Source organism: Halomonas sp. A020 (assembly GCF_027943625.1).
In the GTDB taxonomy this organism is placed as follows: domain Bacteria; phylum Pseudomonadota; class Gammaproteobacteria; order Pseudomonadales; family Halomonadaceae; genus Vreelandella; species Vreelandella piezotolerans.
The window spans coordinates 1,623,455-1,646,354 of sequence record NZ_AP022850.1 but is presented as its reverse complement, the minus strand read 5'-3'; the positions used below and the strand labels follow the sequence as shown (position 1 = coordinate 1,646,354).

The 22,900-nt window shown below is 58.9% G+C and carries 19 protein-coding genes and 2 tRNA genes; 1 reads left to right on the top strand and 20 read right to left on the bottom strand.

What is annotated here, in order from left to right; all coding sequences use genetic code 11:
- Positions 1–20 precede the first annotated feature (20 nt).
- The 15 genes from pnp to rlmE form a co-directional block, all read right to left on the bottom strand.
- Complete coding sequence (gene pnp / locus FRH_RS07690; RefSeq protein WP_139527977.1) at positions 21–2,186, bottom strand: polyribonucleotide nucleotidyltransferase; 2,166 nt, start codon at positions 2,184–2,186, stop codon at positions 21–23.
- A gap of 137 nt (positions 2,187–2,323) precedes the next feature.
- The gene (gene rpsO, locus FRH_RS07685; protein ID WP_009723734.1) at positions 2,324–2,593 is read right to left on the bottom strand and encodes a 30S ribosomal protein S15; all 270 of its coding nucleotides are present in this window, start codon (positions 2,591–2,593) and stop codon (positions 2,324–2,326) included.
- Between the two features lie 117 nt (positions 2,594–2,710).
- Complete coding sequence (gene truB, locus FRH_RS07680; protein ID WP_239286469.1) at positions 2,711–3,631, bottom strand: tRNA pseudouridine(55) synthase TruB; 921 nt, start codon at positions 3,629–3,631, stop codon at positions 2,711–2,713.
- Positions 3,631–4,038: a 30S ribosome-binding factor RbfA gene (rbfA, locus tag FRH_RS07675; protein WP_219862522.1), complete on the bottom strand. Its 408-nt coding sequence runs from the start codon at positions 4,036–4,038 to the stop codon at positions 3,631–3,633. Before rbfA ends, truB begins: the two co-directional genes overlap by 1 nt.
- A 19-nt stretch (positions 4,039–4,057) precedes the next feature.
- The gene (infB, locus tag FRH_RS07670) at positions 4,058–6,598 is read right to left on the bottom strand and encodes a translation initiation factor IF-2 (protein ID WP_153843153.1); all 2,541 of its coding nucleotides are present in this window, start codon (positions 6,596–6,598) and stop codon (positions 4,058–4,060) included.
- Between the two features lie 27 nt (positions 6,599–6,625).
- Positions 6,626–8,140 (bottom strand): transcription termination factor NusA, encoded by a 1,515-nt coding sequence (gene nusA, locus FRH_RS07665; protein ID WP_153843154.1) that lies wholly within the window; start codon positions 8,138–8,140, stop codon positions 6,626–6,628.
- Between the two features lie 70 nt (positions 8,141–8,210).
- Positions 8,211–8,672, bottom strand: a complete 462-nt coding sequence (gene rimP, locus FRH_RS07660; RefSeq protein WP_139527972.1) for a ribosome maturation factor RimP — start codon at positions 8,670–8,672, stop codon at positions 8,211–8,213.
- A 325-nt stretch (positions 8,673–8,997) separates the two neighbouring features.
- Positions 8,998–9,074 (bottom strand) — tRNA-Met (locus FRH_RS07655).
- 134 nt (positions 9,075–9,208) lie between these two features.
- Positions 9,209–9,295: transfer RNA gene (locus tag FRH_RS07650), tRNA-Leu, on the bottom strand.
- A gap of 34 nt (positions 9,296–9,329) precedes the next feature.
- Positions 9,330–9,689, bottom strand: coding sequence for a preprotein translocase subunit SecG (secG, locus tag FRH_RS07645; protein WP_153843155.1), 360 nt, complete (start codon positions 9,687–9,689; stop codon positions 9,330–9,332).
- A 4-nt stretch (positions 9,690–9,693) separates the two neighbouring features.
- Positions 9,694–10,443: a triose-phosphate isomerase gene (tpiA, locus tag FRH_RS07640; protein ID WP_153843156.1), complete on the bottom strand. Its 750-nt coding sequence runs from the start codon at positions 10,441–10,443 to the stop codon at positions 9,694–9,696.
- A 128-nt stretch (positions 10,444–10,571) separates the two neighbouring features.
- Positions 10,572–11,921, bottom strand: a complete 1,350-nt coding sequence (glmM, locus tag FRH_RS07635) for a phosphoglucosamine mutase (RefSeq protein WP_139527969.1) — start codon at positions 11,919–11,921, stop codon at positions 10,572–10,574.
- A gap of 2 nt (positions 11,922–11,923) precedes the next feature.
- A complete protein-coding gene (gene folP, locus FRH_RS07630; protein ID WP_218013985.1) occupies positions 11,924–12,835 on the bottom strand; it encodes a dihydropteroate synthase in 912 nt (303 codons plus the stop codon).
- Positions 12,836–12,938: 103 nt separating this feature from the next.
- Entirely contained in the window at positions 12,939–14,936 is a 1,998-nt protein-coding gene (gene ftsH / locus FRH_RS07625) for an ATP-dependent zinc metalloprotease FtsH (RefSeq protein ID WP_139527968.1), read from the bottom strand.
- Between the two features lie 214 nt (positions 14,937–15,150).
- Positions 15,151–15,798, bottom strand: coding sequence for a 23S rRNA (uridine(2552)-2'-O)-methyltransferase RlmE (rlmE, locus tag FRH_RS07620; RefSeq protein ID WP_153843157.1), 648 nt, complete (start codon positions 15,796–15,798; stop codon positions 15,151–15,153).
- Between the two features lie 114 nt (positions 15,799–15,912).
- On the opposite strand from rlmE, the gene yhbY reads away from it, so the two are divergent.
- Positions 15,913–16,239: a ribosome assembly RNA-binding protein YhbY gene (gene yhbY, locus FRH_RS07615; protein WP_153843158.1), complete on the top strand. Its 327-nt coding sequence runs from the start codon at positions 15,913–15,915 to the stop codon at positions 16,237–16,239.
- Positions 16,240–16,338: 99 nt separating this feature from the next.
- Here yhbY and greA read toward each other — a convergent pair whose 3' ends face one another.
- The 5 genes from greA to FRH_RS07590 form a co-directional block, all read right to left on the bottom strand.
- Positions 16,339–16,815 (bottom strand): transcription elongation factor GreA, encoded by a 477-nt coding sequence (gene greA, locus FRH_RS07610; protein ID WP_139527965.1) that lies wholly within the window; start codon positions 16,813–16,815, stop codon positions 16,339–16,341.
- On the bottom strand, positions 16,812–20,042 hold the full coding sequence (gene carB / locus FRH_RS07605) for a carbamoyl-phosphate synthase large subunit (RefSeq protein ID WP_219862520.1): 3,231 nt from the start codon (positions 20,040–20,042) through the stop codon (positions 16,812–16,814). The genes greA and carB overlap by 4 nt, the downstream gene beginning before the upstream one ends.
- A 75-nt stretch (positions 20,043–20,117) precedes the next feature.
- Positions 20,118–21,263: a glutamine-hydrolyzing carbamoyl-phosphate synthase small subunit gene (gene carA, locus FRH_RS07600; RefSeq protein WP_219863795.1), complete on the bottom strand. Its 1,146-nt coding sequence runs from the start codon at positions 21,261–21,263 to the stop codon at positions 20,118–20,120.
- A 409-nt stretch (positions 21,264–21,672) separates the two neighbouring features.
- On the bottom strand, positions 21,673–22,479 hold the full coding sequence (dapB, locus tag FRH_RS07595; RefSeq protein WP_219862518.1) for a 4-hydroxy-tetrahydrodipicolinate reductase: 807 nt from the start codon (positions 22,477–22,479) through the stop codon (positions 21,673–21,675).
- 112 nt (positions 22,480–22,591) lie between these two features.
- Entirely contained in the window at positions 22,592–22,873 is a 282-nt protein-coding gene (locus FRH_RS07590; RefSeq protein WP_219862516.1) for a DUF2218 domain-containing protein, read from the bottom strand.
- Positions 22,874–22,900: the final 27 nt, after the last annotated feature.

Sequence of the window (22,900 nt, the reverse complement as noted above, 5' to 3'; positions counted from 1 at the left end):
AATCCTACGCTGAGCGCTCGTTAGCTAGCGACGTCCGCCTCGGCAGCTTCAAACGCTGCTTTCTCTTCTTCGGTGATCTCTTTGATCGAGAGCTTCACGCGGTTGCGGTTGTCGATATCCAACACCTTCACGATGACATCGTCGCCTTCGTTCAGGAAGTCGCGCACGTTATTGACGCGCTCCTGGACGATTTGCGAGATGTGCACCAGGCCATCGGTTCCCGGCATGATGTTCACGAACGCACCAAAGTCGGCGATACGTACGACCTTGCCTTTGTACAGCTTGCCGATTTCCGCTTCGGCGGTGATCGCCAGTACGGTATCGATCGCTTTCTTGGCAGCGGCTTTGTCTTCGGCGTAGATGCGAACGGTGCCATCGTCATCAAGATCGATCGATGCACCGGTGTCTTCGCAAATCTTGCGAATGGTGGCGCCGCCCTTGCCGATGACGTCGCGAATCTTGTCCGGATCGATTTTGATCGTCGCCATGGAGGGGGCGTTTTCCGACACCTCGTTACGGCTTTGGCTGATCACGGCGTTCATCTGCGCCAGGATACCGATGCGCGCATCGTGGGCCTGTTGCAGCGCAGTCTCCATGATCTCTTCGTTGATGCCCTCGATCTTGATGTCCATCTGCAGGGCAGTGACGCCCTCTTCAGAACCGGCCACTTTGAAGTCCATGTCACCCAGGTGGTCTTCGTCACCCAGGATATCGGTCAGCACCGCGTAGCCGTCTTCGTCTTTGACGAGGCCCATGGCAATACCCGCCACCGGGGCTTTCAGCGGAACGCCCGCATCCATCAACGCCAGCGAGGAGCCGCACACGGACGCCATGGAGCTAGAGCCATTGGATTCGGTGATTTCCGACACCACACGGATGGTGTAGGGGAACTCTTCTTCAGACGGCAGCATCGCTTGGACACCGCGACGCGCCAAACGGCCGTGGCCGATTTCACGGCGCTTTGGGCCACCCATGAAGCCAGCTTCACCCACCGAGTAGGGAGGGAAGTTGTAGTGCAGCATGAAGCGGTCTTTACGCTCGCCTTCCAGCGACTCGATGAGCTGCGAATCACGCAGCGTGCCGAGTGTTGCGACCGCAATGGCCTGGGTCTCACCACGGGTGAAGATGGCCGAGCCGTGAGTTTTCGGCAGCACGCCGACGTCGATGTTCAGCGGACGCACGGTAACGTTGTCGCGGCCATCGATGCGCGGCTCGCCCTTGACCACGCGGGAGCGCACCACACGCTTCTCAAGCGCTGCGAACGCGCCTTTCACGTCATCCTTGCTGAACTTGCCTTCCGCTTCCTCTTCGCCTTCCGCGGCCGCTAACTGTTCGACGGCCGCGTCTTTCAGCGCTGCGAGTGCATCTTGGCGCTGCATTTTATCGGTGATGCGGTACGCCTCACCCACTTTGGCTTCAAAGGCGTCGGCCATGGCCGTTTTCAAGGCAACGTTTTCTGCCGGCGCCTGCCACTCCCAGCGCGGCTTACCGGCTTCAGCGGTCAGCTCTTTGATGGCGTCGATCGCGACCTGCATCTCCTGGTGGCCAAACAGTACGGCACCCAGCATTTCGTCTTCGAGCAGTTCTTGCGCTTCGGACTCCACCATCAGCACGGCGTTTTCGGTACCGGCCACCACCATGTCCAGCTCGGAGGTGGTCAGCTCTTCGACGGTGGGATTCAGGAAGTAGCCTTGCTCTTCGTTGAAGCCAACACGGGCGGCACCAATCGGGCCATTGAACGGAACGCCTGAGATGCTCAGCGCCGCCGAGGTGCCGAGCATGGCCGCGATGTCCGGATCGTGATTACGGTCGGTGGATAGAACGGTACAGATCACCTGCACTTCGTTCATGAAGCCTTTCGGAAACAGCGGGCGAATCGGGCGGTCGATCAAACGCGACGTGAGGGTCTCTTTCTCCGTCGGGCGGCCTTCACGCTTGAAGAAGCCACCGGGGATTTTACCCACGGCGTAGGTTTTCTCTTGGTAGTGTACCGAGAGCGGAAAGAAGGGCTGGCCTGGGTTGACGTCTTTCTTCGCCACCACCGTACACAGGACGACGGTGTCGTCCATGGTGACCATCACGGCACCAGTGGCTTGGCGAGCGATACGCCCAGTTTCGAGGGTGACGGTGCTGCGACCGTATTGGAACGTTTTTTTGACCGGATTCACGGCTACTTCCTTTAACATTAATAGCTACTTGTCTTTTCGCTTGGGTCGTTTGACTCGCCACCATTCTAGGCGTTGAGGCGCCGTACGGCTACCAGAAACAAAAAAACGGGCAGCTCACAAGGAGCTGCCCGTTTCGAATCATGGCCGTTAAAAACTTAGCGGCGCAGACCCAGACGCTGAATCAGAGACTGATAGCGTTCGAAATCTTTACGCTTCAGGTAGTCCAGCAGCTTACGACGCTGGTTTACCATGCGGATCAGACCACGACGAGAGTGGTGATCCTGCTTGTTGGTCTTGAAGTGATCCTGCAGGCCGTTGATGTTGGCGCTCAGCAGTGCAACCTGAACTTCAGGGGAACCGGTATCGTTATCGCCGCGGCCGTATTCGTTGACGATCTCGGCCTTTTTCTCAGCGGTTAATGCCATCTGTCTCTCCAGTAAGCAATATGCCTAAAAATGAATGGGTGAGACCACGCATATTTGCAGTCTCAGGCGACCATTTTCGCGCAAATCGCCACATCCTTGCAACGTTTTACCGCGATATTACGAACGAGCGACCGTGCTTAACAGCCGCCTGGGGGCCACTTCCTGCGGCCCTTTTACAACGCCAAGGCCGATAAACGTCTCGGCGTGATAAAGTCGTGCCAACGCATCGGGTGCCAATTCATCGACGGTGAGCTCGGCTGACTGTCCGTGGGCCAGTCGGCCAAACGAGGTGTCATCGACGTTCAGCGATGGCAGATGATCGACCAGCACATCCACGGGCATGAGTTCGGCTTCGCGGTCGGCTTGGCTAGCCAGTGCTTCCAACGCCTCGAGTGTCCACATCGCGTCGCCATCGAACGGTCCGGTTTTGAGCCGCCGTAGCTGACTGATGTGGGCACCACAGCCCAGGGCGTGACCGATGTCTTCGGCCAAGGTACGGATATACGTGCCTTTGCTACAGCTGACTTCCAGCTCGAACGCCGTGCCCTCGAACGCCAGCAGGCGCGCATCATACACGCTAACCCGCCGCGCTGCACGTTCAACCTGCTTGCCCTCACGCGCCAGCTCGTAGAGCTTTTTGCCCTGGTGCTTCAACGCCGAATACATGGGCGGTACCTGTTCGATCTCGCCACGAAAGCGGACCAGCACGGCCTCCACCTCCTCGCCGGTGAGGCTTGGCACCTCACGCCGCTCGATGACGTTACCCTCGGCATCGCCGGTGTCGGTGATCACCCCCAACTCTACCCGGGTGCGATACATCTTGTCGGCTTCCAGTAGGTGCGCGGAAAACTTGGTGGCCTCCCCCAGGCAGATAGGCAGAAGCCCTGTTGCCATGGGGTCCAGCGTGCCGGTATGTCCGGCTTTTTGCGCCTCGAACAGACGACGCACGCGCTGCAACGCGTGGTTGCTGGAGAGGCCTTTCGGCTTATCCAGCAGCACCACGCCATTGACCGGTAATCCGCGACGGCGACGGGCCATTAGCGCGTCTCCTCGCCCGCATCCGGAGTGTCGTCATCGGCTTGACGTGCGCGGTCAGAAGAGACCGCTTCGTCGATTAGCGACGAGAGGTGCTGGCCGCGCACCACGCTTTCATCGAAGTGAAAACGCAGCTCCGGCACGTGCCGGAGTTGAATACGCTTGGCGATTTGGCTTCTCAGAAACCCCGAGGCGCGCTTGAGCACCTGCAGGTTCTCCTTGATACGCTCGGGATCTTGCTCCCCCAGCAGCGTCACGTAGATATCGGCGTAGCCAAGGTCACGACTAACGGTGGCCCCGCTCACCGTGACCATGCCCAAGCGCGGATCTTTCACTTCGCGTTGGATCAGTACCGCCAGCTCCTTTTGGAGCTGGTCGGCTACTCGGTCGGTACGCTTGAATTCGCGCATGATTGCTCCTCGCGCGGCCTTACAGGCTGCGCTCGACCTTCACTTGGTCAAAGACTTCGATCTTGTCGCCGACCTGGACATCGTTGTAGTTCTTCACGCCGATGCCACACTCCATGCCGTTACGCACTTCTTGCACGTCGTCTTTGAAGCGGCGCAGCGATTCGAGCTCGCCTTCGTAGATGACCACGTTGTCACGCAGAACGCGGATGCGCTTGCTGCGCGAAACGGTGCCTTCGACGACCATACAGCCAGCCACCGCACCGATCTTCGGCGCGCGGAACACGTCGCGTACTTCGGCCACACCCACGATTTCTTCTTTCCACTCGGGGGCAAGCATACCGCTCATGGCCTGTTTGACTTCGTCGATCAGGTGGTAGATGACGCTGTAGTAGCGCAGATCCAAACCTTCACGCTCGATGATCTCACGGGCTGCGGCATCAGCACGGACGTTGAAGCCGACCACGATGGCTTCCGAGGCCAGCGCCAAGTTGGCGTCGGTACCGGTGATACCACCCACACCGGAGGAGACCACGGCCACCTGTACTTCTTCGGTGGAGAGCTCTTCCAAGGCGCCTTTGATCGCTTCCAGCGAGCCCTGTACGTCGGCTTTGAGGACGATGTTGACCTTGGCCACTTCGTCTTGGCCCATCTGGCTGAACATGTTCTCCAGCTTGGCCTTCTGCTGACGCGCCAGGCGTACTTCGCGGTATTTACCCTGACGGAAGTTGGCCACTTCGCGGGCTTTCTTCTCGTCGGCCACGACCATGAAGTCGTCACCAGCATCTGGTGTGCCGTCGAGACCTTGGATCTCTACCGGCATGGCGGGGCCAGCGGTATCGACCTGCTTGCCTAGCTCGTTGGTCAGCGCGCGAACGCGACCGTAGTGCAGGCCCGCCAGGACGATGTCGCCCTTCTTGAGCGTACCGTTTTGTACCAGCACGGTCGCCACGGGACCGCGGCCTTTGTCCAAGCGTGACTCGACGACGACCCCTTTACCTGGCGCAGACGGTACGGCTTTGAGTTCGAGAACCTCGGACACGAGCTGAATCGCTTCCAGCAGGTCTTCGATGCCTTCACCACTTTTCGCCGAGACGTGAACGAACTGCGTATCGCCCCCCCACTCTTCCGAGATCACGCCGTGCTGAGAAAGCTCGTTCTTGACACGATCAGGATCGGCCTGGGGCTTATCGATCTTGTTCACGGCTACGACCATCGGTACGCCAGCGGCTTTCGAGTGCTCGACGGCCTCGATGGTTTGCGGCATGACGCCATCGTCGGCCGCCACCACCAGGATGACCACGTCGGTGGCTTTCGCACCGCGAGCACGCATGGCGGTAAACGCCGCGTGACCGGGGGTATCCAGGAAGGTCACGCCGCCGTGGTCATCTTCCACATGGTAGGCACCGATGTGCTGGGTAATACCGCCAGCTTCGCCAGTGGCGACTTTCGCACGACGGATGTAGTCCAGCAGTGAGGTCTTACCGTGGTCGACGTGACCCATGACGGTGACGACCGGTGAGCGGGTGATCTCTTCACCTTCGTAAGAGATGCCTTCCAGCATTTCCGTTTCCAGTGCGTCATCCTTCACCAGTTTGACCTTGTGGCCCATCTCTTCCACCACGATCGCCGCCGTATCTTGATCGATGGTCTGGTTGATGGTCACAGCTGCGCCCATGGTGAACATGGCCTTGATCACTTCGTTGGCCTTGATCGACATCTTGTCGGCCAGCTCAGCAACGCTGATCGACTCAGGGATCGAGACTTCACGGACGATCGGCTGCGTCGGCTTCTGGAAGCCGTGCTTGCCGTTGCCATTTTGGCTCGCCCCACCGCGACGTCCGCCACGGCGCTCGGCACGCTTCACTTTTTTGCCGCCGCCACGCTTGCGCTCTTCGCGATCACCGCGATCATCGTCGTCGTCACGACCTTTCTTCTTCGCTGCAGCCTTTTTCGGCGGTGCAGTACGACGGTCGGTACGACCCTCCTTAGGCGGCGCAGGCGGTAGATCGTCACCTGTCGACGTGTCTTCGATGTCTAGCTCAGGCACCTCGATGTCCGGCACATCAGTGGCTTTGGCCTTGGCTTGCTCTTCCGCCTCTTTACGAGCGGCATCTTCGGCTGCCTGGGCTTTCGCCGCAGCGGCTTTCTCTTCTGCAGCGCGAGCATCACGCGCTTTGCGCTCGGCTTCCGCTTCGGCCATGTCACCGACTAACTGACGCGGCCCCGAGTGCTTGGGTTCGGGCGCCTTCGGCTTCTCTTCTTCCTCACGCTTGACGTACGTTTTCTTCTTACGCACCTGCACTTCGATCGTTTTACCACGCTCGCCGGTCTTGATACGGCTACGGGTTTTACGGGTCAGCGTGATGCGATTCTTGCTCGGCTCGCTGTCACCACCGCCGTGGCTTTTCTTCAAAAAGCTCAGCAGCGTCTGTTTGTCGTCTTCAGAGACGGCGTCACTTTCCGAGCGGTGTTTCAAACCGGCTTCTTTCATCTGTTCCAAGAGGCGGGGCACATCGCGGCCCACCTTTACTGCAAAATCTTTAACTGTCATATCTGACATAGTGACCCTCCTCAGCCCGTGACCTGTTTACTGTGTGTTTGAGTCCGATGCGTCATCGACTTCAAACCAGGGCGCACGGGCAGTCATGATCAGTGCCGCTGCGCGCGCTTCGTCCAACTCCTCGATATCGACCAGATCGTCGACAGACTGCTCGGCGAGATCTTCCATTGTGACAATGCCGCGACTGGCCAGAATGAAGGCCAAATGACGCTCCATGCCGTCCATTTCCAGCAGATCGTCCGCTGGTTGAGCACCGTCTAGCGCTTCTTCCGAGGCAATGGCCATCGTCAGCAGCTCGTCTTTCGCACGTGCCCGCAGCTCTTCGACCAACTCTTCGTCGAATTCTTCGATGTCGAGCATCTCTTCGAGCGGCACGTAGGCGACTTCTTCCAGGGTGGTGAACCCTTCCTCCACCAGCAGGCGAGCGACCTCATCATCGACCCCCAGATGATGAACGAAGGAATCCACCAGGCTGTCGATCTCCTGCTCGCGCTTCGACTCGGCTTCGTCTTCGGTCATGACGTTGATCCGCCAGCCGGTCAATTCAGACGCCAAACGCACGTTCTGGCCGCTACGGCCAATGGCCTGTGCCAGGTTGTCCTGGGCCACGGCGACGTCCATAGCGTGCGCATCCTCGTCCACCAAGATCGAGGCCACGTCGGCCGGCGCCATGGCGTTGATCACCAGTTGAGCCGGGTTGTCGTCCCACAGAACGATATCCACACGCTCGTTTTGCAGCTCAGACGACACCGCCTGAACGCGGGAACCGCGCATACCCACACACGCACCCACCGGATCGATGCGGCGATCGTTGGTTTTGACGGCAATCTTGGCCCGCGAGCCGGGGTCGCGAGCGGCCCCCTTGATCTCGATCAGCTGCTCGGCGATTTCCGGCACCTCGATCTTGAACAGCTCGATGATGAACTCAGGACAGGTGCGCGAAAGCTGCAGTTGCGCGCCGCGAGCCTCCGGGTCGACCTTGACCAGCAGCGCACGTACGCGCTCGTTCATCCGGTAGCGCTCGCCCTGGATCATCTCGTTGCGCGGCAAAAACGCTTCGGCGTTCTCACCCAGATCGATGATCAGACCATCACGGGTAGTCTTCTTAACGATACCCGCGACGAGTTCGCCTTCACGGTCAGCGTACTGACGCACGACTTCGGCACGCTCGGCTTCGCGCACTTTCTGTACGATGACCTGCTTGGCAGTTTGCGCGGCGATACGCCCGAACACGGCGTTTTCGATCTTTTGCTCGACCACATCGCCCAGTTTCAGCGGCGGGTCGCGCTGCTCGGCAATGCTCTCTTTGATTTCATAGTCTGGCGTTTCGAATTCGTCGTCTTCGACCACGGTCCAGTAGCGGAACGTATCGTAGTCGCCCGTGCGGCGATCGATATGCACGCGCACGTTCGCTTCTTCATGCTCGAAACGCTTACGAGACGCGCTTGCCAGTGCGGCTTCGACCGCCTCGAAGATAACATCGCGGGGGACGCCTTTTTCATTGGAGATCGCGTCCACGACCATTAAGATTTCTTTACTCATGCGTTTGCCTCGCCAGAAAACCTGTCCTTTTGTGCATCATCCCGGCGCCTGCCGGAAGCCGCGACCCGTATTATTCGTCGAACTGCGGGACAACGTGCGCAGAATCGATGCTTTCGATAGGAAAGCAGTACTCTTCGCCTTCCAGTTGCAGTAGCACTTCATCGCCCTCGACACCTGCGAGGAGCCCTTGGTATTTGCGCCGCCCATCGAACGCGACGCGTAGCTTCAGAGCGACATGGTGGCCCTGATAGCGGATAAAGTGATCCAGGGAGTAAAGAGGACGTGCCATGCCGGGCGACGAGACTTCCAAGCGGTATTCGCCGGGAATTGGGTCTTCCACATCCATCACGGCACTGACTTGGCGGCTAATATCAGCGCAGTCTTCCACGCTGACACCGCTCTCGCGCTCGATGTAAATCACCAGCCGCGAATGCTTGCCCTGGGAAATATGGTCGATACCCCATAGCTCGAAGCCCATGGCGGCAACGACAGGTTCGATCAGCGCGTGAAGCGCAGCGTGTTTTGTGGCCACAGACAAAGCTCCTATAGCCGTTGCATCAGGCACCTGGCCAGGAGTCGTAAGAAAAGCTAGGTGGCTGATTGGCATTACCTGGGAATGTGTCTCTGGCTACTCGAACAGCATCCGCTCTTGAGACACGCTTGGCTCGCAAAAAGCTCTTCATAAAAGCTGTTTACAAAAAACCAGTTACAAAAAGCTACTAACAAAAAGCCCCTTCACAGGAAGGGGCTTTTCAAAAGAAACCTGTAGTACCATTTTAGCAACATGTCGCGAATTTTTCGCAGATCAAAAGCACCTTAATACATGCTATTGAGCCTAAACCATGCTACTAAATAAATGGTAGCGGGGACCGGATTTGAACCGATGACCTTCGGGTTATGAGCCCGACGAGCTACCAGACTGCTCCACCCCGCATCAATCTAGGTCGACGATAATAGACACTTGAAGGACTTACGTCAAGAACTCATTCAATAGTTCGCTTCACGTGCATCTTACGTCTCAGGTGCCAATCCTGATAGTCTGGGAAGCTGAATAATCAGCGAATCAGATGGTGCCGAAGGCGGGACTTGAACCCGCACGACCGTAAGGTCACTACCCCCTCAAGATAGCGTGTCTACCAATTCCACCACTTCGGCATCAGGGGAGGCTAAAGAAAGCGACATCAAGAAGTTACTCGCTGCTTTCCTCTAGCACTGGCGCGGTATTATCCATACTTGCAGGGGAGTCGTCAAGCGTTGGAATGTTTTGCTGCTGTTCGATCATCCGCGCATCAGGAATACCGGCTTCCGGCGCTTGGCCTGCCTGAGTGGCAAAGTATGCTAGAGCCATCGAGGTCACAAAAAAGCCAGCGGCTAAAACACCGGTGGTACGCGACAGGAAGTTACCGCTGCCCCGCGAGCCGAAAACCGTTTGCGACGCACCGCCACCAAAGGCTGCGCCTGCTTCGGCACCTTTTCCCTGCTGGAGCAGGATGAGTACAACCAAGGCGACCGCAATCACCACGTGAACCATAAGAATTGCAACTTGCATGGCGTTATCCTGCTGACTGACAAATGGCGTAGAAATCGTCGGTTTTGAGTGAAGCACCCCCCACCAAACCGCCGTCGATGTCCGGCTGAGCCAGTAGCTCAGCCGCGTTACTTGCGTTCATGCTACCGCCGTAAAGCAGTTTCAACTGCTCGGCAAGCGACGCATCAAACCCTGCCTGATAGGCGCGAATGCCTGCCATGACCTCTTGGGCCTGCTCTGGCGTGGCCGTCCGGCCCGTACCGATCGCCCAAACGGGTTCATAAGCAATGACAACCTGTGAGCGCTGCTCGGGGGCTAAGCGGGCCATGATATAGCCAACTTGGCGCAGAACGACGTCCATCGTGCGTCCCCCATCACGCTCTTCCAGCGTTTCCCCCACACATAGAATCGGCGTTAGCCCTGCATCCACCGCTGCCAACAACCGATCGAACACCTGCTCGTCGCTCTCGCGGTAGAGCTGGCGACGCTCAGAGTGCCCCACTAACACGTAGGTCACGCCCAACTCTTTGAGCATGCTACCGCTCACTTCTCCAGTATGCGCCCCGGAGTGATGAGGATTGAGCGTTTGAGCACCCAACTGCAGCGGCGTATCGTTGAACGCTTGGCGTGCAGCGTCTAGGTAGGGAAACGGCGGAATCACGACCACGTCAATGGACGTGGGCAGCGAAGCTGACGCGAAAGCTTGGCCGAACGCGTCGATCAACGCCTTGGAACCGTTCATTTTCCAGTTGCCGGCAATCAATGGCGTACGCATGAAGAATCCTCACTCAAGGTGGAGCGAAATGGTATAGGAGCCGCCTTGTCAAGACAACCGCTGTTGCACGGGCAATCGCAGGCACGGCGCGCTTTTCGGGTAAAAGCGACTCTCACTTTTAGAAGCCACTAACCGAGCAGCGCCTCGACTTGGGTTGCCAGCTTATTGGCCAAACGGTCGACATCCAAATGGGCACGCCCTTCGACCATGACACGAATCAATGGCTCGGTACCCGACGGCCGCAACAGCACTCGGCCCTGATCACCCAGCTCTGTTTCCAGGGCAGCCACGGCGTCCATAAGGGGCTGGGCTGCCATCACTTCTTTGGCATTCGTCCCGGCGGGCAAGCGCACGTTGACCAGCGACTGCGGCACTTTTTCGAGCCCTTTCAGCAGTGCGGGCAAGGGTTTCTGCTCTCGCACCATCAGCGCCAGCACCTGCAACGCCGATACGACGCCGTCTCCCGTGCTCTGTACGTGCCCGCAAACGATGTGTCCGGACGCCTCACCTCCCAACTCCCAACCGTTGGCCGCCATCATCTCCATGACGAAGCGATCACCAACCTTAGCGCGTTGAAAAGGAATGCCGAGCCGGTCCAGCGCCATGGCAAGCCCGAAATTACTCATCAGCGTGCCCACCACGCCACCTTCCAACAAACCACGCTCGTGACGGTCGCGGGCTATTAGATAGAGAATATCGTCGCCATCGACTTCTCGACCATCGGCATCGACAAGCAGCACGCGATCACCATCACCATCGAAGGCCACTCCAAGGTCGGCCCCTTGCTGAATGACCGCTGCGCGCAGCGCGGCCGGGTGTGTCGAGCCAACCTGATGGTTGATATTCAAGCCATCCGGTGCGGCACCGATCACGCTTACGTCCGCGCCCAGCTCACGGAACACGCTGGGGGCGATATGGTAAGTGGCTCCATGGGCGCAATCCAATACCACTTTCAGGCCGTGCAAGCTCAGCCGGTCGGGCAATGTCGATTTGCAGAATTCGATATAGCGGCCCGCCGCGTCATCGATGCGCGTCGCCTTGCCCAACTGCGCCGCATCGACGGTGGTCAACGGCGCCTCCAGCATCGCTTCGATACGGTCTTCCACCGCGTCGGGTAACTTCTTACCTTCAGCAGAGAAGAACTTGATGCCGTTATCGTCGAACGGATTATGAGACGCCGAGATCACGATCCCGGCGTCGGCGCGGAAGGTTCGCGTGAGATAGGCGATTCCCGGCGTCGGCATCGGCCCAAGCAGCGACACGTCGACCCCTGCGGCCGATAGACCGGCCTCCAACGCCGACTCGAACATATAGCCCGAGATTCGTGTATCTTTTCCGATCAATACTCGAGTGCGCCCTTTTTCACGGCGTAATACCTGCCCGGCGGCCCAGCCCAGCTTGAGCATGAAGTCGGCCGTGATAGGCGCTTGCCCCACGGTACCGCGAATGCCGTCGGTACCAAAATAGCGTCTTGTCATACTCAAAGCTCCTTATCCACGGGTGGCTCACACCCCTCCTGCAACACCGCCCACGCCATGTTAACGGCATCCACCGTGGGCCCGACATCATGCACCCTCAGGATGCTCGCGCCTCGCTCCACCGCCATGGCCGACAGCGCCAGTCCACCGGCTAACCGCTCTTCCACAGGACGTCCCAGCACTTTCCCGATCATACTTTTCCGCGACATACCCACTAGCATAGGCAGCTCCAGCGAATGTAGCGTGTCCATGTACTTCAATAGCCGCAGGTTATGCTCGACGGTTTTGCCAAAGCCAAACCCAGGGTCGATGAGCAAGCGCTGACGGCGCAACCCAACTGCTTCACAAGCGGCGATGCGCTCGGCGAGATAGGTAGCCACTTCTTGCTCGATGGGATCTCGATAGCTAGGCGCGTGCTGCATGCTCTGCGGCTCACCTTGGCGGTGCATCAAACAGACAGGCAAGCCGCTGCTGGCGGCGGCGGCCAAAGCGCCCTCACGCTCGAGCGCCCGCACATCGTTGATCATGCCTGCGCCCAAGGCGCTCGCTTCACGAATGACCATGGCGCTACTGGTATCCACCGAGACCAGCGCATCGAGCTCGCGCACCAAGGCTTCGACCACGGGTGCGACACGATCCAACTCCTGCTGTTCCGAGACCGGCGTGGCCCCGGGACGCGTGGACTCCCCCCCCACGTCGATCATCGCGGCGCCTTCCGCCAGCATACGTTCGGCGTGGCGAAGTGCATCGTCTAGGGCAACATGCTGACCGCCATCGGAGAACGAATCTGGCGTGACGTTCAAAATCCCCATGACGCGCGGGAACGAAAGATCGAGCGTATGGCGCCCGCAGCGCAGCTGCAAAGCACTCTTTGTCGAGCGCAAAGGCGATGAAGGGTCAACGTTGGAAGTCATGCTGCCGCCTAAATCAAAAGAAACATAAATACGATTGCCCAACAGCATAACAAAAAAGGCGCCCCCATAGGGGACGCCTCTGCGACTCATGGCTTTGGCTGGCTCAAGGGCCTGCAGGGCCGCCCAGCGGGTCGGAGGGACGGCGGCGCGGCTCGTCGTCGTCCTCTTCGCCATCGTCGCTCGATGCGTTCGACGCTTGATCCTCTGACTTGGTGTCAGGCTTGTCATCGTTCACGCGCATACCACCACCCGATGAGTCACCGTCGCTCCAGCCCTCCGGTGGACGCGGGTCACGGCCTTCCATGATGTCTTTGAGCTGGTTGGCGTCAATGGTTTCGAACTTCATCAGCGCTTCTGCCATGGCATCCAGCTTATCGCGGTTGTCATGCAGGATTTGGCGCGCCTGCTCGTAGCACTCGTCGATGATCTTGCGCACTTCTTTATCGAGTCGCGTGGTGGTTTCGCCCGACTTCAACTTGCCACCACCTTGTCCCGGGCCGCCGAGAAACTGGTGAGACTCGTCCTCGTCGTACATGATCGGGCCCATCTCATCCGAGAGCCCCCACTTGGCGACCATGTTATGGGCCAATTCCGTCGCCCGCTTGATATCGTTGGAGGCACCGGTCGTGACACCGTTGACACCCAATGTCATCTCTTCAGCGATGCGACCACCAAACAACGAGCAGATCTGACTAATGATTTGCTGACGTGACAGGCTGTAGCGATCCTCCTCGGGTAGGAACATCGTCACACCGAGCGCGCGGCCACGCGGGATGATGGTCACCTTGTAGACCGGGTCGTGTTCGGGCATGACCAAACCGATAATTGCGTGGCCCGCTTCGTGGTAGGCCGTATTGAGCTTCTCTTTGTCGGTCATGACCATGGATTTGCGCTCTGCGCCCATCATGATCTTGTCTTTGGCAAGCTCAAGCTCGTCCATCCCCACCAAGCGCTTGTTACGACGTGCGGCAAACAGGGCGGCTTCGTTCACTAGGTTTGCGAGGTCGGCACCCGAGAAGCCCGGTGTACCGCGCGCGATGAGCTGCGGTTTGACGTCGTCCGCTAGCGGAACCTTACGCAGGTGAACGCCCAGAATGTGCTCACGGCCTCGAATGTCTGGCAAGCCAACGGTGACCTGGCGATCGAAACGGCCGGGGCGCAGCAGCGCGGGGTCAAGTACGTCAGGGCGGTTAGTCGCGGCGATGACGATGATGCCTTCGTTCGCCTCAAAACCGTCCATTTCTACCAGTAGCTGGTTCAGCGTTTGCTCACGCTCGTCGTTACCACCACCCATCCCCGTGCCGCGAGAGCGGCCTACGGCATCGATCTCATCGATGAAGATGATGCAGGGCGCCTGCTTCTTGGCCTGCTCGAACATATCGCGAACGCGCGAAGCACCCACCCCCACGAACATCTCGACGAAGTCGGAACCCGAGATGGAGAAGAACGGCACCTTGGCTTCGCCGGCGATGGACTTGGCCAGTAGCGTCTTACCGGTACCGGGCGGGCCCACCATCAGCACGCCGCGGGGAATGGTGCCGCCCAGGCGCTGAAACTTGGTCGGGTCGCGCAGGAAGTCGACCAGCTCTTCGACCTCTTCCTTCGCTTCGTCACAGCCTGCCACGTCGGCAAAGGTGGTTTTGATCTGGTCCTGAGAGAGCAGCTTCGCTTTGGACTTGCCAAAACTCATTGGGCCGCCTTTACCGCCCCCAGCGCCGCCCTGCATTTGGCGCATGAAGAACATGAAGATAGCCAGAATCAGCAGGATCGGAAAGCTGGCGATCAGTAGACGCGTCCAGATGCTCTGCTGCTCTGGCTCCTTACCGACCACGGTGACGTTATTGCTGAGCAGATCGTCCATCAGCTTGGGATCTTCCGCTGCTGGACGAATGGTCTGGAACTGCGAACCATCCGTGCGCTCACCGGTGATGGTGTAGCCATCGATGGTGACGCTACGTACCTGTTGATTTTGCACCTGCTGCACGAACTGAGAGTAGTTCGTGGTCTGAGGTGCGCTTTCCGTACTGAAATTATTGAACACTGTCAGTAGAACGGCCGCGATGACCAACCACAGAATCAGGTTCTTCGCCATATCGTTCAAGGGGCTACCCTCATTACAAGAATCCGTCAGTTAACCGCTAATACTCTGACCTTACACCAGAGCTTAACGTTCAACCATTGCCAAAGCCCGTTGGGCGTTGGGCCATCTGTGTCACGCTCGTCCAGTGTGCATAATGTGACACATCTTGCGCCTGCCTGTCTGGCAATCGCGATGATAAATCTTGGCTATTGCGCCAGCGGCATGTCCGCGCCGGTCACCCGCGAAAGCCCTCCGCTAAAAAGTAGACTTCCCGCGAGCGCGCTCGTGAGGCGTCCGGTTTGCGGGTCACCACTCGGTCAAAACTGCCGCGCAGTTCTTTAAGGTACGCATCAAAACCCTCTCCTTGAAAGACTTTCACCAAAAAGCGGCCTTTTGGAGAGAGCGTTTCTCGAGCCAGCTCCAACGCCAGCTCGGCTAAATACATGGCCTGCGGCTGATCGATGGCCGCCATACCACTCATATTGGGGGCCATGTCGGACATAACAAGGTCTACCGGGCGATTTCCCAACCGGTCGAGAATCGCATCGAGCACGCTCTCCTCGGTAAAGTCACCCTGAATGAAATCGACACCTGCCAGCGCATCCATCTCCAGGATATCGGAAGCGATGACCACCCCTTCCGGCCCGACTTTTTCGGCGGCGATCTGGCTCCACCCGCCAGGGGCAGCCCCCAGGTCGATGACCGTCATGCCATTGCGAAACAGCTTATCCTTCTCGTCCAGCTCTAGCAGCTTGTAACTCGCCCGTGAGCGATAGCCATCCTGCCAGCTCTGCTTCACATACTGGTCGTCGAAGTGCTCTTTCTTCCAGTTGTTGCTGGTTTTGCTCACTGAATGTTTTCGGCTTGGAGGCTTTTGCTGCATGTGGGAATCTGACGCTTGGATAAGGGATGGGCGCGTTCACGCGATTGCTTTCACTCAGCGGCATTTCACCGTAAGATGGAACGTTAAGCGCTAACCGGGATACCGCAAGATACCATGAGCTTGTCACAGGCACAAAAGAAAGCATTTCGCAGCATTGGCCACCATTTGAACCCGGTGGTCACCGTTTCTGAGAACGGCGTCTCCGACAATTTGCTCGCAGAACTCAACCGCGCGCTCAACGATCACGAGCTGATCAAAGTCAAGCTCGCCCTGCCAGAGCGGGACGACCGTGCCGCGATGATCAACGAGCTGCTGGCTGACAGCAACGCCGAGCTGGTGCAAACCATCGGCAAGATGGCACTGCTGTATCGCCGCAATCCAAAGGCGAATCCCAAGCTGTCGAACGTCACTCGCTTCGAGAATCACCACGGTCGACACTAACGCGTACAGGGCGTTCAGGCTCGATGTCACGCACCTGACCACCAAAAGGCCCGATGCAGTCTCCTGCACCGGGCCTTTTTTTGCGCTAGCGGTACGTGGTTAGAGGTGCTCGACGCTCTCGATCTCGTACTCCACGTCGCCGCCTGGGGTTTTCACCACCACGACATCGCCCTCTTCCTTACCGATCAGCGCACGCGCAATGGGTGAAGTGACCGAGATTCTGCCCGCTTTGATGTCGGCTTCGTCTTCGCCCACGATGCGATAGGTCACGCTGGCATCGCTATCCAGGTTCAGCAGCGATACGGTTACCCCGAAAATCACCTTACCGGTCTTCGGCAGCTTGGTGACATCGATCACCTGCGCACCAGAAAGCTTGCTTTCGATTTCCTGGATACGGCCTTCGATGAATCCCTGCTGCTCGCGCGCCGCGTGATACTCGGCGTTCTCCTTGAGGTCGCCATGTTCACGCGCTTCGGCGATGGCGGCAATCACCCGAGGGCGCTCTTCGCCCTTCAAGTGATTGAGCTCCTCGCGAAGGCTTTTTTCTCCCGCTACCGTCATCGGGACCTTGTTCATTGACTTGCTCCTGCATGCAGATCCTGAAGGCGCCGCACCGTAATCTCCCTACCGTACTCTAGCGCCATGCAAACGGCATTAGCGCCCGCCAAGGTGGTCGCATAGGGCACCTTGCGCGCGAGAGCAGTACGGCGAATGATCGAAGAGTCGTTGATTGCCTGACGACCTTCGGTAGTGTTCACGATGTAGGCGATTTCGTCGTTCTTCAGCAGATCGACGATATGGGGACGGCCTTCGTAGACTTTATTGACGTGCTCCACGGGCAAACCGGCGGCTTCGATAGCCACTGCCGTACCACGCGTTGCACAAAGCGTGAAGCCTAATGTTAGCAGAGAACGAGCCACTTCGATAATCCCCTGCTTGTCGGGTTCACGTACCGACAGGAAGGCTTTACGATCGCCCTCCAGCGCCGGAATTGCTTCTCCCGCGCCCAGTTGCGCCTTGAAGAACGCTTCTGCGAAGGTATCGCCCGAGCCCATGACTTCGCCGGTGGACTTCATTTCCGGCGAGAGAATCGGGTCGACGCCCTGGAACTTGTTGAACGGGAAGACCGCTTCTTTGACGCTGTAGAAGTGCGGCACGATCTCACGCTCGAAGCCCTGTTCGGCCAGAGGCTTACCGGCCATGCAGCGGGCCGCCACCTGCGCCAGCGAGGTACCGATGCACTTGGACACGAACGGCACGGTACGCGAGGCGCGTGGGTTGACCTCGATGACATAGATCTCGCCATCCTGCCACGCCAGCTGCACGTTCATCAGGCCTTTGACGCCCAGCTCGACGGCCATTTTCTTGACCTGATCGCGCATCTCGTCCTGCACGTCGGCCGGCAGCGAGTAGGGCGGCAGCGCACAGGCGGAGTCGCCGGAGTGAACGCCCGCTTGCTCGACGTGCTGCATGATACCGCCAATCACGACCTGCTGACCGTCGGAGACCGCATCGATGTCGACTTCCACCGCGGCACTCAGGAAATGATCCAGCAGTACCGGCGAGTCGTTGGAGACTTTCACTGCGTTGGTCATGTAGTTTTCAAGCTCGGAGGCGTCGTAGACGATCTCCATCGCCCGGCCGCCCAGGACGTAGCTGGGGCGCACGACCAAGGGATAGCCAATTTTTTCGGCTTTGGCGAAGGCATCTTCGAAGCTGCGGGCCGTGGCGTTGGGCGGCTGTTTCAGACCGAGCTTGTCGATCATCACCTGGAAGCGCTCGCGGTCTTCCGCGCGGTCGATGGCGTCCGGCGTGGTGCCAATGATCGGCACGCCAGCGGCTTCTAGTTCTCGGGCAAGCTTCAGCGGCGTTTGTCCACCGAACTGGACGATGACGCCCACCGGCTTCTCTTTATCGGCAATTTCCAGCACGTCTTCCAGCGTGACCGGCTCGAAGTAGAGACGATCCGAGGTGTCGTAGTCGGTGGAGACGGTTTCCGGGTTGCAGTTGACCATGATGGTTTCGTAGCCGTCGTCGCGCATGGCGAAGGCGGCATGAACGCAGCAGTAGTCGAACTCGATACCCTGGCCGATACGGTTCGGGCCACCGCCCAGCACCATGATTTTCTGGCGATCCGAGACGTCTGCTTCGCACTCCTCCTCGTAGGTGGAGTACATGTAGGCCGTGTCCGAGGCAAATTCGGCCGCGCAGGTATCCACGCGCTTGTAGACCGGGCGGATGTTGGCGGCTTGACGCGTCTTGCGGAACTCTTTTTCGGACACGCCCAACAGCTTCGCTAAACGAGCATCCGAGAAGCCCTTGCGCTTGAGCTGGAACAACTCGCGGGCGGAGAGGTCCGCCAGCGCACGCTTGGAAACCGCCGCTTCGGTCAGAATCAGGTCTTCGAGCTGGACCAGGAACCAACGGTCGATGTTGGTCAGCGCGAACACGTCGTCCACGCTCATGCCCGCGCGCATGGCGTCGGCGACGAAGAAGATGCGCTCGGCACCCGCTGCCTGTAGCTCGCCCTTGATTTGGGCCATCGCGTCATCGGTAAACTCGGTAATGATCGGGTCGAGGCCGTCGTTACCGGTTTCCATGCCGCGCAGCGCTTTTTGCAGCGACTCTTGGAACGTACGGCCAATCGCCATCACCTCGCCCACCGACTTCATCTGGGTGGTCAGGCGGTCGTTCGCCTGGGGGAACTTCTCGAAGGTGAAGCGCGGGATTTTGGTCACGACATAGTCGATGGACGGCTCGAAGGACGCCGGAGTTTGGCCGCCGGTAATGTCGTTTTGCAGCTCGTCCAGGGTGTAACCCACCGCCAGCTTCGCGGCGATCTTGGCAATCGGGAAACCAGTGGCTTTGGAGGCCAGCGCCGACGAGCGAGAGACACGGGGATTCATCTCGATCACCACCATGCGGCCGGTCTTCGGGTCCATACCGAACTGCACGTTCGAGCCGCCGGTTTCTACGCCAATCTCGCGCAGCACCGCGAGGCTGGCGTCGCGCATGATCTGGTACTCTTTATCGGTCAGCGTCTGGGCCGGGGCTACGGTGATGGAGTCGCCGGTGTGCACGCCCATGGGGTCGAAGTTTTCGATCGCGCAGACGATGATGCAGTTATCGTTCTTATCGCGCACCACCTCCATTTCGTACTCTTTCCAACCCAGCAGCGACTCGTCGATGAGCAGCTCGTGGTTGTTGGACAGCTCGAAACCGCGGGTACAGATCTCTTCGAACTCTTCCTTGTTGTACGCCACGCCGCCGCCGGAGCCGCCCATGGTGTAAGAAGGACGAATGATCGTCGGAAAGCCCAGCTCCGCCTGAATCTCCCACGCCTCGTCCATGGTGTGAGCCACTTTGGCCTTGGGGCACTCCAGGCCGATGTTCTTCATCGCCTTGTCGAACAGATCGCGGTCTTCGGCCTTGTTGATGGCATCGGCATTGGCACCGATCATCTCGACACCGTATTTGGCCAGCACGCCGTGCTTGTCCAGGTCCAGCGCGCAGTTCAGCGCCGTCTGACCGCCCATGGTGGGCAGAATCACATCCGGGCGCTCGGCTTCGATGATTTTCTCGACGGCTTGCCAAGTGATCGGCTCGATGTAGGTGGCATCGGCCATGGCGGGATCGGTCATGATGGTGGCCGGGTTGGAGTTGACCAGAATGACCCGGTAGCCCTCCTCGCGCAGCGCTTTACAGGCCTGGGCGCCGGAGTAGTCGAATTCGCAGGCCTGACCGATGACGATCGGACCAGCGCCAATGATGAGAATGCTATTGATATCGGTACGCTTAGGCATAACGGTTCCCGCAAAAAGTGGTGACGATGAGCATCAAAACGGCGTAACTAGGCACTGAGAGGCAGCGCGGCGAACCTAGCGGCGCGCCTGCATCATGGCGATGAAACGATCGAACAGCGGCGCTACGTCGCGCGGACCTGGGCTCGCTTCCGGGTGGCCCTGGAAGCTAAACGCCGGACGATCGGTACGCTCGATGCCCTGCAGAGTGCCGTCGAACAGCGAGCGGTGCGTGGCGCGTACGTTGCTGGGTAGCGTTGCTTCATCGGCCGCGAAGCCGTGGTTCTGACTGGTGATCATCACCGTGCCGGTATCCAGGTCTTGTACCGGATGGTTGGCCCCGTGGTGACCGTGACCCATCTTGACGGTTTTGGCACCGGAGGCCAGCGCCAGCAGCTGGTGGCCCAAGCAAATGCCGAACACCGGCGTGTCGGTTTCCAGCACTTCCTGGATCGCTTTGATGGCGTAATCACAGGGCTCGGGGTCGCCGGGGCCGTTGGCCAGGAACACGCCGTCCGGGTTCATCGCCAGCACCTCTGCCGCCGGCGTTTGCGCCGGCACCACGGTCAAGCGGCAGCCCCGCGCCGCCAGCATGCGCAGGATGTTGAACTTCACGCCGTAATCGAACGCCACCACGTGGTAGGGGCGCTCGCCCTGACTCGCATCCGCGTAGCCTTCGCCCAAGGCCCACTCGCCTTCCGACCACTCGTAAGCCTCTTTGCAGGAGACTTCCTTGGCCAAATCCATGCCCTTCAAGCCCGGAAATGCCTTCGCCGCGGCCAGCGCCCGCTCGACGGCATCGTCACCCTCTGCCTCGGCACCTGCCAGAATCGCGCCGTTTTGAGCCCCTTTGTCACGCAAAATACGCGTCAGGCGGCGGGTGTCGATATCGGCAATGCCCAGTACGTTTTGGCTTTTCAGATAATCAGAGAGGGTTTGTTCGGAACGAAAGCTGCTGGCCAACAGGGGAAGATCGCGAATCACCAGGCCTGCTGCCGCAATGGAAGCGGATTCCACATCTTCGCTGTTGATGCCGGTATTGCCGATGTGGGGATAGGTCAGGGTAACGATTTGGCGGGTATAAGAGGGGTCGGTGAGGATTTCCTGGTAGCCGGTCATGGCTGTATTGAACACCACCTCACCGCTTGTGATTCCCTCCGCGCCAATGGCCGTGCCATGAAACACACTGCCATCTTCCAGGGCCAATATCGCGGGTTTGCTCAATGCGGGGTTATTCAAAACACGTTCTCCCATGCTGGTGGGAGCCTGTGGGCGCAGGCTCGGCGATCCGGTTGTCGGCGTTTGCGTGCAAACGTCGGGTCGTAAAAAAGCGGGACGAAGCCGACAATAAAAACATCGGTTTCATCCCGCTTGTTGTTCTCATCCATGCCACCGTAACGGTCGTGCCATGGCGCAGCAGTTCGCTGACTTTTTTCTCACACCTAACGGCCAGTGCAACAAGCGTGGTGCACTTTCCACTGACATTCTTTCCACTAACTGCCACAGGCATTCGCTGCAGGCGTTTTTTCAGCGCCTCGACAGCCACTCGGCCAAAATTTTTGGAATGTTACAGGATTTACCGACCGCAGGCTAGCCCTTTATTTTCAGCGTGGCGTTACGTTCGTTTTGCCGATCAGTGAAGCGCCAAGACATCCTGCATGTCGTAGCGGCCGTGAGGCTGGCTGGCGACCCAGCGTGCGGCGCGCACGGCGCCTTTGGCAAAGGTCATCCGGCTTGAGGCCTTGTGGGTGATTTCGATCCGCTCGCCTTCGGTGGCGAACATCACGGTATGCTCTCCGACGATATCGCCTGCACGCACGGTCGCAAAGCCGATCTCTTTATCGGTACGCGGGCCGCACTGCCCTACCCGCTCGAACACGCCGTGCTCTTTTAAGGTGCGGCCGAGACTGTCGGCAACCACTTCCCCCATTTTGATGGCCGTTCCGGACGGCGCATCGACCTTGTGGCGGTGGTGAGACTCGATCACTTCGATATCGTACCCTTCATCGCCCAGGGCTTTCGCCGCCGTTTCCAGCAACTTTAGCGTCAGGTTCACGCCCACGCTCATATTGGGGGCGAACACCATGGCGACTTTATCGCGGTAGCTATCCAGCTCGGCCAGTTCGTCGTCGTTCATGCCGGTGGTGCCGATCACGATGCGCTTACCGTGCTTGGCGCAGAACGCCAGATTCGCCAACGTCACTTTCGGTGCGGTGAAGTCGATCAGCACGTCGAAGTCATCGACGATGGCGCTGAGCGAATCGACCGCCACCACGCCCCGCTTGCCTACGCCCGCCAGCTCGCCGATATCGGCACCGGCCAGGGAGCTGCCCGGCTCCACGATACCGCCCGCCAGGGAGGCATCGGCTTCTTGCTCGACGGCGTTGACTAACGTGCGGCCCATGCGGCCAGCGACGCCTACAATGGCAATTCGGGTCATGGAAACTCCTACGGATACGCTGTTGCAGCGGACTAGAAACGAAAAAGGTAGCCGCGATTATAGCAGACCACCCCGGCCGATGCGGCGCTAACGCCGACACCCAGCGATCACTTCAATTTTCCCAGACGATCTCTAGCGGTTCGTCTTTCGCCATTCGTACCAAATGGCTTTCGACCACGCCTTCGAGCTGGTCTAAGTGCTCCTCTTCGAGGGTTTCGATAGAGACCAGTAGTCGCTCTGGCTCCGCGTGCATCAGACAGGTACCGCTGGCGAACACGATTTTGGCGTCCTGCTCGGTATGCTCGACCTCCAACTTATGCGCCCAGTGTTTGCATAAGCGGTTGATCAAGCGCGCACCAGAGGGGGTGGCAATCTCAGCTCGGGATAACGGCATGGGTTCACTCCATCTTCATAGTAGTAA